The sequence below is a fragment of the Paenibacillus sp. TAB_01 genome, from assembly GCF_043945595.1.
In the GTDB taxonomy this organism is placed as follows: Bacteria; Bacillota; Bacilli; order Paenibacillales; family NBRC-103111; genus Paenibacillus_S.
In genome coordinates this window covers 2,531,146-2,548,766 of the sequence record NZ_JBIFNP010000001.1, presented here as the reverse complement: position 1 = coordinate 2,548,766, position 17,621 = coordinate 2,531,146, and the positions used below count along the sequence as shown (strand labels likewise).

Annotated in this window: 16 protein-coding genes and 2 pseudogenes; 5 read left to right on the top strand and 13 right to left on the bottom strand. The window is 51.4% G+C overall.

All coding sequences use genetic code 11. The features are described 5' to 3' along the window. Window positions 1-44 precede the first annotated feature (44 nt). Window positions 45-920, bottom strand: a complete 876-nt coding sequence (locus tag ACHHV8_RS12435; protein WP_395158542.1) for a carbohydrate ABC transporter permease — start codon at window positions 918-920, stop codon at window positions 45-47. 62 nt (window positions 921-982) lie between these two features. Next, window positions 983-1,849, bottom strand: a complete 867-nt coding sequence (locus tag ACHHV8_RS12430; RefSeq protein ID WP_395163486.1) for an ABC transporter permease — start codon at window positions 1,847-1,849, stop codon at window positions 983-985. 570 nt (window positions 1,850-2,419) lie between these two features. On the opposite strand from ACHHV8_RS12430, the pseudogene ACHHV8_RS12425 reads away from it, so the two are divergent. After that, a pseudogene (locus tag ACHHV8_RS12425) lies at window positions 2,420-3,440 on the top strand (CobW family GTP-binding protein). A gap of 166 nt (window positions 3,441-3,606) precedes the next feature. On the opposite strand, the gene ACHHV8_RS12420 reads toward ACHHV8_RS12425, so the two are convergent. The 5 genes from ACHHV8_RS12420 to ACHHV8_RS12400 form a co-directional block, all read right to left on the bottom strand. Continuing rightward, window positions 3,607-4,590: a ferredoxin family protein gene (locus ACHHV8_RS12420; protein ID WP_395158541.1), complete on the bottom strand. Its 984-nt coding sequence runs from the start codon at window positions 4,588-4,590 to the stop codon at window positions 3,607-3,609. 28 nt (window positions 4,591-4,618) lie between these two features. After that, a complete protein-coding gene (locus ACHHV8_RS12415) occupies window positions 4,619-5,602 on the bottom strand; it encodes an ABC transporter substrate-binding protein (protein ID WP_395158540.1) in 984 nt (327 codons plus the stop codon). Between the two features lie 154 nt (window positions 5,603-5,756). Beyond that, window positions 5,757-5,975, bottom strand: coding sequence for a hypothetical protein (locus ACHHV8_RS12410; RefSeq protein ID WP_395158539.1), 219 nt, complete (start codon window positions 5,973-5,975; stop codon window positions 5,757-5,759). Next, window positions 5,968-6,351, bottom strand: a complete 384-nt coding sequence (locus ACHHV8_RS12405) for an ABC transporter substrate-binding protein (protein ID WP_395158538.1) — start codon at window positions 6,349-6,351, stop codon at window positions 5,968-5,970. The genes ACHHV8_RS12410 and ACHHV8_RS12405 overlap by 8 nt, the downstream gene beginning before the upstream one ends. 13 nt (window positions 6,352-6,364) lie before the next feature. Further along, window positions 6,365-7,234, bottom strand: a complete 870-nt coding sequence (locus ACHHV8_RS12400; protein ID WP_395158537.1) for a helix-turn-helix transcriptional regulator — start codon at window positions 7,232-7,234, stop codon at window positions 6,365-6,367. Between the two features lie 447 nt (window positions 7,235-7,681). Between ACHHV8_RS12400 and ACHHV8_RS12395 the strand changes: the two genes are divergently transcribed. Next, window positions 7,682-8,908 carry a multidrug effflux MFS transporter gene (locus ACHHV8_RS12395; protein ID WP_395158536.1) on the top strand — a complete coding sequence of 409 codons (1,227 nt, stop codon included), beginning with the start codon at window positions 7,682-7,684 and terminating at the stop codon, window positions 8,906-8,908. A gap of 51 nt (window positions 8,909-8,959) precedes the next feature. On the opposite strand, the gene ACHHV8_RS12390 is transcribed toward ACHHV8_RS12395, so the two are convergent. Further along, window positions 8,960-9,688, bottom strand: a complete 729-nt coding sequence (locus tag ACHHV8_RS12390; protein WP_395158535.1) for a cyclase family protein — start codon at window positions 9,686-9,688, stop codon at window positions 8,960-8,962. A gap of 392 nt (window positions 9,689-10,080) precedes the next feature. Between ACHHV8_RS12390 and ACHHV8_RS12385 the strand changes: the two genes are divergently transcribed. From ACHHV8_RS12385 to ACHHV8_RS12375, 3 genes and pseudogenes are all read left to right on the top strand, one after another. Then, window positions 10,081-11,259, top strand: a complete 1,179-nt coding sequence (locus ACHHV8_RS12385) for an FAD-dependent oxidoreductase (RefSeq protein ID WP_395158534.1) — start codon at window positions 10,081-10,083, stop codon at window positions 11,257-11,259. Window positions 11,260-11,528: 269 nt separating this feature from the next. Then, window positions 11,529-11,678: pseudogene (locus ACHHV8_RS12380) on the top strand (hypothetical protein); the annotation flags it as partial. 49 nt (window positions 11,679-11,727) lie between these two features. After that, complete coding sequence (locus tag ACHHV8_RS12375; protein ID WP_395158533.1) at window positions 11,728-13,002, top strand: histidine kinase N-terminal 7TM domain-containing diguanylate cyclase; 1,275 nt, start codon at window positions 11,728-11,730, stop codon at window positions 13,000-13,002. Here the strand turns inward: ACHHV8_RS12375 and ACHHV8_RS12370 are convergent. The 5 genes from ACHHV8_RS12370 to ACHHV8_RS12350 all read right to left on the bottom strand — a co-directional run bounded on the left by ACHHV8_RS12370 (window position 12,999) and on the right by ACHHV8_RS12350 (window position 17,514). Next, on the bottom strand, window positions 12,999-13,385 hold the full coding sequence (locus ACHHV8_RS12370) for a hypothetical protein (RefSeq protein ID WP_395158532.1): 387 nt from the start codon (window positions 13,383-13,385) through the stop codon (window positions 12,999-13,001). The two genes, ACHHV8_RS12375 and ACHHV8_RS12370, sit on opposite strands and share 4 nt — an antisense overlap. Window positions 13,386-13,402: 17 nt before the next feature. Next, window positions 13,403-13,690: a hypothetical protein gene (locus ACHHV8_RS12365; protein ID WP_395158531.1), complete on the bottom strand. Its 288-nt coding sequence runs from the start codon at window positions 13,688-13,690 to the stop codon at window positions 13,403-13,405. Window positions 13,691-13,917: 227 nt separating this feature from the next. Beyond that, complete coding sequence (locus tag ACHHV8_RS12360; RefSeq protein ID WP_395158530.1) at window positions 13,918-15,297, bottom strand: MATE family efflux transporter; 1,380 nt, start codon at window positions 15,295-15,297, stop codon at window positions 13,918-13,920. A gap of 436 nt (window positions 15,298-15,733) precedes the next feature. Continuing rightward, on the bottom strand, window positions 15,734-16,687 hold the full coding sequence (locus tag ACHHV8_RS12355; protein ID WP_395158529.1) for a carbon-nitrogen hydrolase family protein: 954 nt from the start codon (window positions 16,685-16,687) through the stop codon (window positions 15,734-15,736). Beyond that, window positions 16,687-17,514 carry a uroporphyrinogen-III synthase gene (locus ACHHV8_RS12350; RefSeq protein ID WP_395158528.1) on the bottom strand — a complete coding sequence of 276 codons (828 nt, stop codon included), beginning with the start codon at window positions 17,512-17,514 and terminating at the stop codon, window positions 16,687-16,689. The genes ACHHV8_RS12355 and ACHHV8_RS12350 overlap by 1 nt, the downstream gene beginning before the upstream one ends. Window positions 17,515-17,621 lie beyond the last annotated feature (107 nt).

The following is a 17,621-nucleotide window of genomic DNA, read 5'->3' as shown; positions in this document are numbered from 1 at the left end:
TAGTGACCTCCTTGAAATATATTGTATAGGAAAGGATGGGGAAATCATCCTTTGACCGACCCGAGCATAACGCCTTTGGTAAAATGCTTTTGCAGGAAAGGATACACAAGCAGGATCGGAACCGTCGCAATGACGATAACGCCCATTTTGACCGTTTGCGCCGGCGGCACGACCCCTTCGTCCATAATGCTGGAATCGCCGATGTTACCGCTGGACATCAGGATGATTTGGCGAAGCAGCACCTGGATCGGCCACAGCTCGGAGTTATTGATATACAGCACGGCCTGCATGAACGTATTCCAATGGCCTACCGCATAAAAAAGCGAGATGGTAGCAATCCCCGGCATCGAAAGCGGAAGCACAATTTTCAGCAAAATTTGCAGGTCGTTCGCTCCGTCGATTTTCGCCGATTCTTCAATGCTGTCCGGCAGCTGCTGGAAAAACGTTTTCAAAATAATCAGGATAAAAGCGCCGACGAGTCCCGGCAAAATCAGCGACCACAGCGAATTGAGCAGACCGAGCTGCTTCACCAGCAGGAAGGACGGGATCATCCCCCCGTTAAACAGCATCGTGAACAGAATCAGCTTCAATATAGCCTGCCGTCCGGCCACGTCCTTGCGGGCAAGCGGGTAAGCCAGCAGCGCCGTAAAGATGACATTGATCACGGTTCCGACCACCGTCAAATAAATCGTGACGCCTAAGCTGCGGACGAGCGTACTCGTGGAGAAAATATAGCGGTACGCCTCCAGCGAATATTCGGTTGGAATCAGCACGAAGCCTTTGCGCAGCAATTCCGCCCCGGTCGTAAACGATCCCGCTACAATATGAATAAACGGCAGCAGACAGATCAGAGCATACAAGGATACGATAACGATAATGATACCATCGAACAGACGGCTGAATAGCGAGTGTCTATTCATGTTGGACTGCCTCCTTTAAATCCGGCACCTTTGGGAGCGCTCTCATTTTAGCGGTCATTGGATTAATAAATTCCTTCTTCGCCCAGCAGCTTCGCCAGCTTGTTCGCAGCCACGACCATAATGAGGCCGACGACGGATTTAAACAACCCGATAGCTGTGGAGTAACTGAACTGCCCTTGCGAAATACCGGTCAAGTACACGAAGGTATCGAATACATCGGCTACCTCGCGGTTCATTGAGTTTAGCATCAGAAACACATGGTCAAAGCTGAGGTCGAGCATATCGCCGACCTTTAAAATAAGCAGGACGACAATCGTGCTGCGAATCCCCGGCAGCGTTACGTGCCAAATCTGGCGGATCCGGCTGGCTCCGTCCATCCGTGCGGCTTCATACAGCTGCTGATCAACGCCTGCAAGCGCTGCCAAATAAATGATCGTGCCCCAGCCCGCTTCCTTCCATATCGTTTGCAGGGTATACAGCGGCCGAAACCAGCCTTGGCTCAGCATGAAGTTAACCGGCTCGCCGCCCAAACGGACGATCGCCTCATTAATAATACCGCCCTCCGTTGTGAGCATAATGTAGGTAATCGACACGACAATGACCCATGACATAAAATGCGGGATATAAATGATCGTTTGAATGGAACGTTTGAGAAACATGCTGCGCAATTCATTCAACATCAACGCCAGCACAATCGGCGTGAAGAAAGCGAACGTCAAATCCCAGATAAACAGCATCAGCGTATTTTTGAACAGCAGCCAAAAATCCGGTGACGTAAACAGCCGGTTAAAATGCTTCATCCCTACCCATTCGCTGCCGCTGATGCCCAGAAACGGCTGATAATCCTGGAATGAGATGATAACCCCCCACATGGGAACATATTTAAATATGATAAAAAATAAAATGCCCGGCACCATCATCGCATACATCCACCGGTTGATCACTAGCTGTCTTAGTATAAAGGATGACCGTTTGCCGCTCCGCTCATTCGATGAAGCCTTGTGCGATAAGGTGGTCTGTTTGGCGTCCAATCCCCATTCTCCTTTCTCCTTCATCCTTGTTCTTGTGTTTTCTTCCGTCAGGCGATCTGTCAGGCAAGCGGAACCCGCTGTATAACCTGATCTATCTGGACTATATCGTACACCCGCTTTACTGTCTATTGTCCTGAATTATCTTACCGCTCACTTACCGCACAAAACGCGGGGCGATGTCCTTTCATAACCTATTGTGTCATTTGCAAACCATAGAAAAAGCCTGCAGGCTTGCAGACCCTCTTATTGAATGAAACCGCATACATCTTCTGGCTATTTTTTGAAATTGCAAAAAAGTCCTAATCCGGTTCTGTTCGGAAAGGACTTCAATTTATGAAGGATTTCAGCCTGTTCTTTATCGATTTCCGGAGCCGGCAGCATAGCTTGCATTTGACAACGGTACTGCGTCTATTTATACTTATAATCGTAAATATTACTATTAAACTCGAAATCGAGGAGTGAGCGTTCATGTATGAAAAAGAAAGCGCAGACAGCCGAATTCCCGTCACGGTGTTGACCGGCTTCCTTGGCGCAGGAAAAACGACACTGCTGAATCATATTTTGACGGCTGAGCACGGACATAAAATTGCTGTCATTGTTAACGAGTTCGGTGAGGTCGGCATTGATAACCAGCTTGTCGTCGGAGCCGATGAGGAAATTTTCCAAATGAACAACGGCTGCATCTGCTGCACCGTTCGCGGAGATCTGATTCGGATTCTGGGTGAACTGATGGATGCCAAAAGAGGAATCAGCGACCGTAAGGTACATTTTGACCGGGTCATTATCGAGACGACCGGCCTTGCCGATCCGGCTCCCGTCGCGCAAACCTTCTTTGTGGATGAGGAAATGGCTGAATTTTATAAGCTCGACGCCATCATCACAATGGTTGATGCCAAGCATGCACCGCAGCATTTGGATGAAGGGCACGAAGCTCAGGAACAGGCCGCCTTCGCCGATGTCATCCTGCTGAACAAGACGGACCTTGTGGAAGCCGACGAGCTGAACGGATTGGAGCAAAGACTCCGGTCGATGAATCCCTATGCGAGAATTTACCGCACCCATCAGTCCGCTATTGATGTCGGGCAAATTCTGGGAATAGACGCATTCGATCTCGGCAAAAAGCTTGAGCTCGATCCTGGTTTTCTGGAGGAAGAAGCCCACGAGCATGATGACGACGTAACTTCCCTCGTGCTGTCTGACGAGCGTCCCCTAGAACTGCTTAAGCTGGAAGCTTTCATTGGAAGGTGGCTTCAGGACCACGGTGCCTGATACGTTTCGTTACAAGGGCATCCTGAACATTAACGGCTTGAAGCAGCGAGTCGTATTTCAAGGAATACATATGCTGTTCGACTCGGTCCCGGATCGAGCTTGGCGGGAAGGCGAGCAGCGAAGAAGCGAGATTGTCATTATAGGCCGAAACTTAGACCAAGCCTGGTTTCAAGAACAGTTTTCCCAATGTATTGCCGTCCCCGCAAATCAGGCTGGATAGGACGCGCCCAGTCGGACAGCTCTCTCTAAACACATCCATCTGAGTTCGATAAGGAAATTGGATACGGGCTCCAGCCAATGGAAAAAAGAAACCGCGCTTCAGCTCCGGCGCGGTTTCTCATTATATCGCTTGGCTCCTAAATGCTCTGAGCCGCAGCCGTTTTGGTTCAGCTCACCAGTTCATACTGCTTGGCCTCGCTGCCAGCTTGTCCGCAGCCTCCGATTGGAATGACGGTTTGGGAGACGCTGACATGGGCTTCATAGCTCCCCTGCTCCGAACCGTCTGGGGTGCGGTACTCCAAGGTGACATACGCAGAGCGCTCGTCCTGATTCACTACGGTGCATTTTTTTTCGTAATGGTTCCACTTCCACCCCTCTTGAACGAACGCCGCCCGCTCCGCGACCTGGGCAAAGGCGTTAATGCCGCCCCATCCCCGGTAATTACGGGAAATCCGCTCCACACTGCCTTCGCGCTTGATCAGCGTGTCCAGCAGCTCCGGCTTCAATTGGGCCCAATAGCGCCCTTCCGGAAAATCAATCAGCGTAGGCGCATGTCGATGACCGCCAAAATGGCTCGTTCGCCATACCCTGAGCTGCATTTCTTCCGTTCCGGCATACCGCTGCTCAATCTCCTTGTACAGCGGATAGCCGAATTTGCCGCAGCACGCGTCGTGACTGCCGTGAGTGCATACGAGCAAATCGCGTACCTGACCCGGCTTCTCGGTGTACCGGTCAAAGGAAGACAACTCGCTGTCCATAAGCAGCGCTTGAACCAAAGCATTCAACTCGCCCTCCGGCACAACATATTCCTTCTTGTCGAACAGCGTGAGCGGCTGCCCGGCCTTGCTGTAGCGGATAACCCTTCTCCAGCCTACGGGAGAAGCGTTCGTTTCGGAGCAAAAGCCCAGAAACCGGAATTTGCTGTGCTTGGCTGCTTCCCGCAGCACTTCGTTCAAGCCGGCAGGAAAATGTGCCGATTGCTCGACCTGATCCTGCCAGGGAAGCGGTACTTCCACAAGCAGGTATACCCGGTGTCCGGGTGCGGAGCCGATAGGGTCTTCCCGATGGCCTGCAGATACTTGAGCGCAATATTGTCTGCGGACAGCAGCTTCTTCCAGGCTGTCCGCGGTGCTGCCGGTGACAGGCTTCATAGTATATTCCCTCCTGCGTTCTCGCTGTTTACGGAGCCAGCTTCTTCACGGCGTCCTCAAGTATTTTCTCGTTGGCAATCGGGCCGAAGCCTTGGAACCAGAGATCGTAGTCGACTTTGTACACATGTCCGTTCTTCACCGCATTCAGCTGCTTCCATAAAGCCAACTGCTCGATCTCCGTAACTTTCTGCTCATTTTCCACCAGCAGGAAAATATGATCCGGATTAACCTCCGGCAGCTTCTCAACGGACAGCGCCTCGAACGATTTGGACGAATCCGGAATCAGTGGCGGCGGCGTAAGGGCAAGGTCGCTGTACAATACTTCAAAGAGCGCCGGAGAGTAATATCTTAACTCCTTATCCGTGACCCGGAGGAACATGACGGTCTGATTGCCGATTTTCTGCTTCAGCTGCTCACGCTGCTTCTTCGCTAGTTCATCGTACTTGGCTATCGCCTGCTTGGCCTCCGCCTCTTTGTTTAACATTCCGGCCAACGACAGGAACGTTTCCCGCATTTGCCGGTTGCCCTTCTCGTCCTTGACCGGTTCGATTGCAATTGTCGGCGCGATTTTGGAAAGCTGGTCGTACACTTTCTCATGGCTTTTGTTCGCCACAATCAAATCCGGCTCTGCAGCCAAGACGGACTCCAGATTGACCTGCGGGATTTGCCATCCGATGTTCTTGGCATCCGTCAGCTTGTCCGCAAGATACCAGGAAAACTTGCTGCTGTCCGGTCCTGAGCTTGGTGCCGCCACCGGCGTCAAGCCTACGGACAATAAGAAATCGGTCAGCCAGGGATGCAGCGATACGATTCGCTTCGGCTCGCCTTTGATCACCGTTTCACCAAGCAAATGCTTGACCGTCCGTTCCTGAGCGGCCTTTTCCGGAGCTGCCCCCTTCTCTGTATCCGCAGCCGTCCCCTGCTTGCTGGCGCAGCCTGCAGCGATTCCCATCATGAGCACGAGCAGCAGCAGCGGAACGATCCCTTTCTTTACTTGTCGACTTAAGTACATTGTAACGACTCCCCACCATTTCTAGTTGATATTAATTCTCATTTACATTATAGGAGAGCGGTTTGGAACATACAATGCACATAATCTTGCATTTCTATGGACAAAATCCTGCTTCAACCGTCCGCGGTCCGGCTTCCATGGTACCGTCTGAGCGCTACACAGATCCCTTCAATAAATGGTGAAGCACGATATCGATGGACAAGCTGTGCTGAATCGGCGCGTGTCCGTTCAACCAGCTCTGCACTTCGTACACATTGCCTCTGCGAACGGCGGAAAGCTTGCGCCATGCCTCGCTTTCCATCAGTTCACGCACCTGTGCTCGATGAAGGTTCGAGTTCGTCGTCGCAAGAAAAATATGATCCGGCTCATACATCTCGAGCTGCTCCGGGGTCACGCATGTGTAGTGGTCCGTGTAGCGTAATGCCCTGCGGCGGATGCAGCTTTAATTCTCTGTACAAAATTTCGCCCAGCTGTCTTCTCCCGCCATACACCCTCAGGTCGTTGTTGGAAGCGATGAGCACCATCACGGTTTCTTCCCGGTTCAGCTTCTGGGATAAGCTCTTTCTCGCCTTGGCCGCCTTTTGCTCAAAATAACGGACCCACCTCGTATACTGCGCCCTTCTTCCGAACATCTCGGATAACTCGAGCAGCAGGCTCCTCCAATCGTCCCTCAGCAGCAGCTTGACGGTCGGCGCTATATTATCCAGCTGGGCCGGACTGTCCATGCTGCCGATCTGTCCGAGGATCATTCTCGGATTCGCTTTAATGAGCGCCTCCAAATCGGGATGCGGTCACTTTGCGCAAAATACGGGTATCCTTCAGCTTGTCTGCAATATAGGGGAGCCGCCCGTCCAGCTGGTCATTTCCCGCATAAGGTATCGTGGCGAACGGCAGAAGCTCCAGGGCAAGCAAATAGTCGTTAACGTGGGGCGACAGCGTAATAATGTTTTCTCTCTCGCGGTTCTTTCTATATACCATTGGCGAAATGCCTACCGTTTTTTTAAAAGTGCGGCTGAAATACAGCGGATCGCGGTAACCGACCTGCTGAGCCACCTCCTCCATCCGCAGCGGCAGCAGCAGCCTTGACTTCGCATGGTTCATCCGCAGCTGCGTCAAATAGTCGATCGGCCTGACGCCGACATATTTTTTGAACGTGCCGGAAAAATTGCTCCAGCTGATGCCGTAAGTTTCGGCCAAAGCTTGTAAAGATAGATCCGGCTGCATATAATGCTCATCCAAATAAGCAGCCAGCTGCAGGATCGTTTCACGCATGCCGCCCTGGGCTTGCACACTCCGGTGCGTCTCATAAGCGAGAGTAAAAAGCAGCTGCTGCAGCAGTACCTGCTGCTTCCAGCCTCCCATCGCGTCTCGTTCTTCCCCAGCCGCCTTCAGCTGCTTTAAACCATGCAGGACCGAATGTCCGTAAGACAGCAGCTTGCCGGAATGGTTTTCGATTAGCGGAGCGTCCTTCGGATTGCTATGCTCCGGTTCCTTGTCATCGCTGCGGTTGTGTGGTGTCTGTGCTTCAACATAGGAAAAAGCGAGCAGCACGATTTCCGGCGCTTCGGATAAGGGCGCTCTTGCCTCAGCCACATTGCCGGGAATAAGTAGCGCATAATTTCCAGCTTGCAAAAGGAGCTTTTCCCTATCGATACACAGTTCCAAGCGGCCTTTCGTTATAAAAACCAAATAGTGACGGTTGATCAGCCTTCGCTGTAAGCTCCATCCCATCCGGCATTGCTTTTCTACTATATAATCCATCGTAAACATAACTTGCTTCATACGCTTTATCGCGGAGTTACGGAGAAACATGGGGATGCGCACTCCTCTCTTGTCACTGTCATTCATTAGTGAGAATAATTCTCATATATGGACAACTTTTATTCTAGCGTAAAGGAATACGGATGAGAAGAGGCGGCAAAAAAGAACCTGCAGCTTGAGGACGGACGAAACCAAACGGATGCACTGCTGCGTTCGCTCCTGTAAAAGGAGCTTCAAAGGACGAAGTAACTGGTGTATAATCATAAGTGGCTAAATATTTAAAAGTATAAAGAAAAAAGAATAGGAGAGTAAGAAACCATGCAGTCAAAGAACAATCTAAATCGTTGGAGGCTTGTCCTTCTGTTGGGGGCTTTCTCGGCGCTCGGGCCGCTGACGATTGATATGTATCTGCCGTCCTTTCCTGAAATTACGGCAGATTTCGGAACCCAGGCGTCGCTAGTGCAGCTGAGTCTGACCGCCTGTCTGATCGGGCTAGGATTGGGCCAGATCATTATGGGACCTTTAAGCGATGTGCACGGAAGACGCAGACCTGTTATTTTATCGCTCATTCTTTATTTGATCGCTTCGTTCGTCTGCGCTATTTCGCCGAACATTTACTGCTTCATCGCCGCGCGTTTTATTCAAGGCTTCGCCGCCTCCGCGGGGATCGTCATCTCCAGAGCGGTCGTTCGCGATTTGTACAGCGGCCCTGAGCTGACCCGCTTCTTCTCCATGCTCATGCTCGTGAACAATTTATTTCCCCTTATCGCACCGGTAGCGGGAAGCGGCGTCATATCATTTACGACCTGGGTTGGCGTATTTGTCGTATTGGGGATCGTGGGGATCGCGCTCGTCTTATGGGCGACGGCAGGTCTGAAGGAAACGCTGCCGGCCGAGAACCGGATGTCGAGTAATTTCAGCCAGCTGTTCAAAGGGATTCAAGCCCTGCTTCGCGACCGCCAGTTTCTTGGGTATGCGCTGGCGCAAGGCATTATGATTGGCGGGGTCTTCGCGTATGTCTCCGGGACACCGTTTATTTATCAAAAAATTTACGGAGCCTCGCCGCAGCTCTTTGCCTTATTGTTCGGCTCCAACGGCATCAGCCTGATTATCGGCTCTCAGCTTGTGGGCCGTTTGAATCATATCATTTCGGAACGCCGGTTTCTTGTTTTCGGCTTGTTTCTTTCGGCCGCGGCCAGCCTGACGGCGCTTATGGTTATTCTGCTGCACGGGCCGCTGCTCGCTTTGGTAGCTCCGCTGTTTTGCTTCGTGGCCTCGATTGGGATGACGTCCACCGCGTCGTTCTCGCTCGCTATGGAATCCCAAAGCCAGATGGCCGGAAGCGCGTCGGCGCTGCTTGGGCTGCTGCCCTTCCTGCTTGGCGCCGTGACCTCGCCGCTCGTCGGCATTGCCGGTGAATATTCGGCCGTTCCGATGGGTGTAATCATTGTATGCACCAGCCTCTTGGCGCTGCTGGCTTACTTCAGCTTGGCGCAAAAATCCCGGAACCTGCGTTCATCCGTCCAGGAGGAATTCGGTGCCTAATTATTAGGAGGAACAAAGACCTTCGCATGTCTGCGAAGGTCTTTGCTATTTTCAGGAGCTTGCCGCTTCCGGAACCATCGCTATCGCCCGCACCGGAGAGCCGGAGCCTCCCTTAATCTTCAGCGGCAGACCGATGAAGAACGATTCGCCGAGCACCCGGTCCAATCCCTTCAAATTTTCGAAGATATTGATGCCGTTCCCAAGCAGAGCATAATGCGCCGGATTGCCCGAGCTGTGCGAGCCGTCAATCGCGAGCGTATCGCAGCCGACCGCTTTAATTTGCCGGGAAACCAAATATTCCGCGGCCCCTCCGCTGAGTCCCGGCCAGTTCGCCGTGTAGGAGCGGTCGACATTCCGCGGCGCCCAGTAGCGGTCCCAGCCAAAACGAAACAGTACGATATCTCCAGACTCGATAGGCCCATTCGCCTGCTCCCAAGCCTGCACTTCCTCGGCAGATACCAGATCCTTGTCCGTATATTGGGCGAAGTCCAGCGTAACGGCGCGCCCTACGCAATTGGCGAGCGGCGTTTCCGCCATATAGCGATGCTCCGGATGCCCTTCCTGCAGGAAATGGCCCGTTGCGTCCATATGCGTGCCGCAGTGTTCATTGATTAGAAGCTGTCCGACCAGCGCCGGACTCCCCGTGTCGAACGAATCCCATTTCGTATGAAAATACCGGGAATGCGTCGGGTAAACCGGCATCTCCTCCTCCAGCGTATGCGATAAATCGATCAACCTCATGCCGGCAAATAATTTCATCCAGTTACGCATCGTATCCATATGTTCCGCCTCCATCCCGTTTCATTGCGAAAGCCTGCCCGAGCAGGCCTCGTTTGCTTATGAAATGCTGTGACAACCAAGCTCGTTTCTTTACAGCCGATCGTCTGACGATCCCTTTACCGGACGAAAGCCCCGTTTGACCAAACGGCCTGCGCCCCGCAATGGAGAACAGATGCTCCGCTTGGTCTCCAAATACGCTTCGCCCCAGGGACAAGCAGGTTTACAGTCTTTATTATAACGTAAATCACGAATGGAAAGCGCTTTATTTTTCTATCAAAGGAAAGATTCGTCCGGCATTTACATTCAGTTTATTTATACATGCCATACTGTAAATAGTGATTTCATCACTGCAGCAAGCCGTAACTTTAAATAATTAGTAGGAGGAATCCATCATGCTAAAAACGATAGCAGAAGTTCAGAAGCAGCGGCGAATTGCCATTATAGGCGGGGGCCCCGGAGGTTTAGTGCTGGCTCTCGTGCTAAGAAACCATGGCATTCCATCGGTCATTTATGAGCGCGAGGTCGCAGGCACTTATGCGCATAGAGGCGGCTCGCTCGACATTCACGAAGAATCCGGCCAATGGGCGCTTGCCGAAGCAGGATTATATGACCAATTCCAAGCGGTCGCCCGGTATGAAGGGGAAGACTTCCGGCTTATGGATAAGACGGGTACCATCTATATGGATGAGGCCGCTGAAGCGGATGAAAAAGGAGGCCGTCCGGAAATCGACCGCGGGCTGCTGTGCGAAATGCTTCTGAATGCGCTCAACTCGAAGGATATCCATTATGGCCACAAGCTGGTCCGGGCGGTTCCTCTGGCGAACGGTCAGCATACCCTTTATTTTGAGAACGGACATACGGATACGGTAGATCTGGTCGTCGGCGCAGACGGGGCTTTCTCCCGGATTCGCCCTCTTTTGACGGATTGCGCCGCGGAGTACACTGGAATCAGCATGATAGAGCTTACGATAGACGCCGCCCTGCATCCCGATCTTGCAGCTTTTAATGCGCGGGGCAAAATGTTCGGCCTTGGGGATTGTAAGGCGATAATGGGACAGCTGAATGGAGACGGGAAAATTAAAGTATACTTATGCTTCAGATCCGATCGGGAGTGGCTGGATCATTGCGGCATTCCGTTCCATGAGCCCGAGCAAGCGAAACGGCAATTACTGGGGCTGTTTGCGGACTGGGACGACTCCTTGAAAAATTATATCCGCTATGCGGAGGAAGCCCTTCTTCCAAGACGCATCTACAAGCTGCCCGTTGGTCTTACCTGGGCATCTAAGCCGGGTGTTACGCTGATCGGCGACGCAGCGCATCTGATGTCCCCTTTTGCAGGAGAAGGTGTGAATTTAGCTATGCGGGATGCCGCGGAGCTGGCCCTCTCCCTCGTCCGTCACGACGATATCCATAAGGCGGTCAAGGTCTACGAGGAAAACATGTATGCCTATTCGTCCGAATCGGCTAAAGAGTCGGATGATAATCTTGAGCTGCTGTTCTCCGGGAATGCGGCCGCCGAATTAAAAAATAAGTTTGATCAGCTATATTCTGCCCAGAATGTTCAAATTTAATTTCCCCCTAAAAAAAGTATCCCCGATACGCATATATGCAGGACCGTTCAAGGCTGCCGGTATGTTTAGTCCGGCAGCTATGCACAGGCACCGCTCCTTCCTAAATTTTGCTCTCATCCGGTTGTTCTTTGTCTGCTGGAAACGTGTTATTATGAATCTATTAAACAATCCTTAAAAGTTATCTAACACTTCCTAAACACGAGGTTAACATCGTGCTACTTCAAATCCCTTTCACAACACTATTCAGCTTTTTTATATTTCTGGCCTTGATGCTGTATACCATACGTTTCCGTAACGCTCCCGGAGCATCCTACTTCATCGTATTGATGCTGCTCAACGCCCTTCTGGCTTTATCGAGCGCAGCGGAGCTCTTATCTTCGGGAATGGCAATGAAGCTGATGTGGCGCAATATCGAGCAAATTCCTTTATTTGCGATTCCTCTTTCTTTTTATGGCATGGTCCATGATCATGACGGGAGTCGACCGGCAAAAGGTTCGAAGACAATTAGGATGGATCAGCCTGCCCAATATCGTTTATTTGCTTCTGATCTTTACGGATTCGTCCCATCATTTGATGCGAAGCCAGATGACTCTTGAGCCGTTCGGATATTTAACAAGAATTCAACTGCAGTCAACAGGCTTCAGCTTGTTCTTTATTGCATTTGCGCGGATTATTGGACTGCTCGCCACCTTGAGACTCTTATACTGCTTCAGAACCGTGTCCCGCTATAACCGCATTCAATACGGGTTAATCCTGATCAGTTCGATCATTCCCTACATCATTACCTTGCCGGCACAGCTTTTGAACGTGGAGGTTAGTATCTCCGTTTCCAACGTGCCGGGCGGGCTGCTTCTATGCTTGGCGGTATTTCAATACAAGCTGCTGCGCGTGCGCCCCTTGGCTAAAGATACAATCATTGAGCATATGAAAGAAGGAGTTGTGGTCGCGGACACGCATGGGATTATCCTGGACATGAATCCATCCGCTATCAAGGCTTTGGAACGGCTGGGCGGTCCTGCGTATGCGAGAAAGCATTTGGGGAAGAGCATATGGGCTTGCTTTGAGCATCAGCCGAGGCTGCTTGAGCATTATGAACATGCTGTGGCACAAGAGGTGCGGGAATTACAGCTGGATGCCGCTCCCTTTCATTACTCCGTCAGTATCATTCCCGTCGGACCGAGAAGCCGGCGAGCCGGAACCCTGTTTATTTTCACCGATATCAGCGAACGGATTGCCTACGAAACCGAGCTGTTACGCCGGGCGAACATTGACGGATTGACGCAGGTGTATAACCGGCAATGCCTGCTTGAGACGACCTCGGAATACATGAGCCGCAATCAGCCGCTGTCTTTCATGCTGATTGATATTGATTATTTCAAAGCCATTAACGACCAATACGGCCATCAGGCCGGAGACCGGGCATTAACGAAAGTGGCGGCCATCCTGCGTGAAACGGTAGGTGGCCTAGGTATTGTAGGCAGAATGGGCGGCGAGGAATTTGCCGTATCTTTGCCCGGCATCGAACTGGCGGAGGCGCTTATGCTGGCGGAAGTCATTCGGGGCAACGTTGAGCAAAACGTTATCGAAGACGCTGCTTCCGGCAATCTTCTTCAATGTACGGTAAGCATCGGGGTGTCCTGGATGAGCCCGGACGGCTCGACATTTACCGAGACGTATCAAAAGGCCGACGACAGCTTGTATCAATCCAAGCACAAGGGACGGAATCGAGTGACAGCCATTTAACGATGGTATAAACGCACGTTTTGAATCGCTTTCTTGGCTTGCTCCAATCCCTGGGAACAGTCGACGGATGTTTGGATACCCGCATAGCTTTGCAGCATAAACTGATTGATCAAAGCCAGGAAGGCTCTCGAGCCGTCTTCACTTATACCTAATACAGCTTCAAAGCCCGTATTTTCATAGGCTTCGTCCAATATTCGCAATTCGTAATCGGTGCGGTCCAGCGTGTGGTATAAATGAAACCGCTTAGCTTCAATTTGAAGCTCAAGCATGTAAGCTCCTGCAAAAGGATTAAGCCTGGTTGTATTCGCTATGATCATCCTTTTGCAGATTCCATGGGCTTCCAGGAACGCTGACCATTGATGATTCAGTTTCTTTAAGTACATGACAGCCCCCTCTTATATTAAAACCAAATGGTTTTCGCTGCTTGATCCGAGGCGTCAGGACCCGCTTCTACCAGCTCCGCAACGGTATGATTAAACCGGATCCGGTTAAGCCAGTAGAGAAAAGCATCCGCTCTATAATTGACACCGAACTTGCTGCCATCTTTATAGACCCAATATGGATGATCGATCTGTTTATTATAAATCCATTCCAAGAAATCATGCTGCAGCTGTTCGATCTGCCCGCTTATCTCCGATGAGCAGGAAATATATTGCTGGAAAAGGGAAAAGTCAACTTTAATCATCATTCCGGTTTATTCCTCCCGCGATAACATTAGTAATGGACTCCATTCAGAATTGCACAAACATAAAGTCACAAGCTTTATTCTACCAAAAAATACCAAAAATTGGTAAAAAGTACATCCATCGAATATTCAAAAAAGAACGGGCGTCACTTCCTTCGATGTACGGAGGAACGAGACGCCCGTTGACATAAGGCTGCCATTTGCAGGCTTCGCTGCCAGAAAACCGGACTTTAAGCCTTCAGCTTGCCGCTGGGTTCGGTATCGAAAACACGAATCCACCTGAACCGGTTCACTTTCACGATCGCTACGAAGCATTTCAGAATCTGGTCCGATTTGAGACAAATAAACGTGATGACAGGAGACAGGTCAAACACGAATGCGCAGACCGCCGAAGCCGGAAGAACGACCAGCCACATGAAAATAAAGTCGTTGTACAGCACGAAGCGGGTATCCCCGCCGCTGCGCACAATCCCCGTTAAAGAAGGCATCTGATAAGCCGTTCCGCACACGGTAATGGACAGAATGGTCATGAACTGCAGCGCAAGCGTTTTCGCGTCGACCGAGATGCTGTAAAAGCTTAATATAAAATCTTTGGCAACGAACAAAACCGCTCCGGTGCCTAATCCGATAATGACGTATAAAATCTGCAGCGTCTTGGCATAAGCTTTGATGCTGTCAAGCTGTCCTCTGCCAATAGTTTTGCCGATGATGACGGCCGTCGCGCTCGCTGATGCATAGGTAATTACCGATACGATCTGGAACGCAGAGGTTGCTACGCTGTTGGCCGCAATAGCGGCCTCCCCCATATGCCCAAGAATAGAGGTTTGCGTCGCCATCGCTGCTCCCCAGACCGCATTGGACATCAGGATCGGCGACCCGATTTTGATATATTGCTTTAACAAGGTCAAATCTATTTTGCGGAAGAAATGCTGCAGCTGAAACCTGATCTTCCGATCAAATGCTTTAAGGTAAACGCATACAATAAGGCACTCGATAATCCTTGCGCATAACGTAGCAATCGCTGAGCCGCGTACGCCCATAGCCGGAAAGCCCCCATGCCCGTAAATCAAAAGGTAATTCAAGCAGACATTGATGATCAAGGTCGAAACCGACACCATAAAACCGACTTTCACGGTCTCCACACTCCGCAAGGATGCAAGCAGCAAATTGGTGACGGCAAAAAACAAATAAGAAAAGCAAATGATTTGCAAATAACGGGTGCCTTCGGCGATAACGCTCGTACCATTCGTAAAAAGCGACAGGCACTGTTCGGGCATAAAGCAGACGATTCCCCATAAAATCAAGCTCAAACAGGCCGCAAGACGCATCCCGATGCTTGCGACTTTCTTGATCGATTCCAAATCCTTGGCGCCCCAATACCGCGAAGCCATAATGACTACGCCCTCGCCGACGCCCATAATCAGCATGTGCAGAATAAATTGAATCTGGTTCGCAATCGCCACGCCGGACAACGCCGATTCGCTGTAGCCCCCCAGCATCAAATTATCGGACAGGTTAACGCCGAAGGATATCACGTTCTGCAGTCCTATAGTCAAAGTCAACAGAAAAAAATTTTTGTAAAAGGACTTTTCTCGGACCCATAAACTCATGCTACTCCGCACCTTTCGTCTCACTGCTCTGGATTTGACGGCCCTAATGTCCTGCTGTCCTGCTGTCCTGCCCTCCCGCTGCCAAACGGCGGGTTCAAGCATCTTTAATAAGAGTGCAGCACAACGCTTCAACTGTCAAGACAGTTTTCTTCATTATATGGACAGCAAAAATAAGGGCTGTCCCAAAACATCGCTGATGCTCTTGGGACACCCCATTTCATTAAAACAGAATTGGCTGCCCAATTCACTATGCAGCCGGATATTGTTCCAATCGCTGTTGCGAGCGGATTCCTTACTAAAATAACGGAGACGGGAGTCCGCTCGCAAGGGTGAACACTGACGTTTGTCCAGCATGATTGGACAGTTCCCTTCCCCCTGAAACCTTCCCGTCAGCGGCCTGCGGCTTTATTCACGCCTCTTCCTTCCCCAATCAGGCTTAGGACCGGGTAAACCGTACGATCTCTTGCTTCCGATCGTTTACAACCAGCTGGAATACATCCGGACGGCTGTAATGGCCTACCGCGTCAAAGTCAAACCGGCTCTGCGTAATGGCCGACAAATCCAATGTGGCAAACAAAATATCTTCCTGGTTGTAGAGCGGGCCGGCGACATACTCGCCCAGCGGTCCGACAATGGCGCTTCCGCCTTTGCTGAGAATATCGGCGTCCTGCTCAATGTCCTCATAGTAAGCTAGATCGGCCGGGTAGGAAGCCTTGGTGGCAAACTGGTTGCAGGAAATGACATAGCAGCGCCCTTCGCAAGCGATATGCCGAATGGTGGACTGCCAAGTGTCGCGGGCGTCCGCCGTGGGCGCGATATAAATAGTGACTCCTTGCGCATACATAGCCGTCCGCGCCAGAGGCATATAATTTTCCCAGCAAATTAATCCGCCGATGCGGCCGAATGGAGAGTCGATCACCGTCAGCGTGCTGCCGTCCCCTTGTCCCCAGAGAAGACGCTCGGAGCCGGTCGGGACCAGCTTCCTGTGCTTGCCCAGAAGTGCTCCGTCCGGCCCAAAGTACACCATCGAGTTGAACAAGGTGCCCGTACTATATTCCTGGTCGCGTTCCACAACGCCAACGACCAGATAAACGCCGCATTCTTTTGCCAATTCGCCCATAAGCTGCGTTTCAGCCCCCGGAATATCGATTGAGCTGGCCCAGTAGCGCTCCCAGTCCTTTCTTCCGTCGGCTGTGCGGCTGCCTACCCTGGCCCCGAAGCTTAACCCCCGCGGGTATCCCGGAAGGAAGACCTCAGGGAATACGACCAAATGAGCCCCCTGCTCTGCCGCATCCCGCGTCATGCTTGCGATCTTGTCCATGGCCGACTGTTTATCAAACAAAATCGGTGCCGCTTGAACGACAGCAACATTGATGTAACGGTGTTCCACTAGACTCGCCCCCGCTCTACCAGTGATAGATAGTACTGCGCCAGCTCGATAATCATGGCACCCATCCGTTCCTTCTCGGGCACCAATACCCGCTTCACGCCCTGTTCCTTCAAGGCATCCGCCGTTACTCTTCCTACAGCAACCGCCTGCACGCGCTCACGGAACCGTTCGTTGATCAGCGAAGTATAGCCGCGCTTGCCGGCATATGTGTAAAAATATCGAACCTGCACCGCCGTTGTAAAACAAACCGCATCGACGGAGCCCTCCGCAATTTCGCTGCAAAGCTCGGAGGACACAGCCTCATCCGGCGGCACATGACTATAGGGAAGCAGAGCATGAACTGCCGCGCCTTTGCTTTCTAAAAAGGAGGTAAGCGCAGGCACCGGTTCGCCATGGAGCTGGATCATCACCCTCCGCCCTTCAAAATCCCAAGCCTGAAGCGAGCGAAGCAGCCCCTCTATCGTCCCGTCTTCATCCGTAACGTCCGGTTGAATGCCAAGTTGCTTCAGCAAGGCTAACGTTTTGTAACCTCTTGCTGCAACCCTCGAGTAGCCGATCCGATCCAGCAGCCGATCGCGGGCCCCCAATCGTTCGGCCTGCTGAAGCAGCGCCTCGAGCCCGGTTCCCGTAGTAAAGACAGACCAGTCGCTCCCGTTTGCGAGCCAGCGGAACAAATCCGCTTCCATCTCGCTCTCCTGCAGCACCAGCATGCCTTGCTGTGAACGAATAAGCGGGATCCCGCCTTGCCTTGCAATAATCTCGCTAAGCTCCTGCAGTTTGCGGGAACCGGTGATGACCACTCTTTTTCCCTCTAAGCCCTTGACCATAACGTCATCCCTTCCAATCCTTCTCGATGCAAAAATATAAATTCCGATTTGTTTACTATGATAAAGGATAAAGGCAGGAAATAAAACATCCAAATGAAAAACAATTT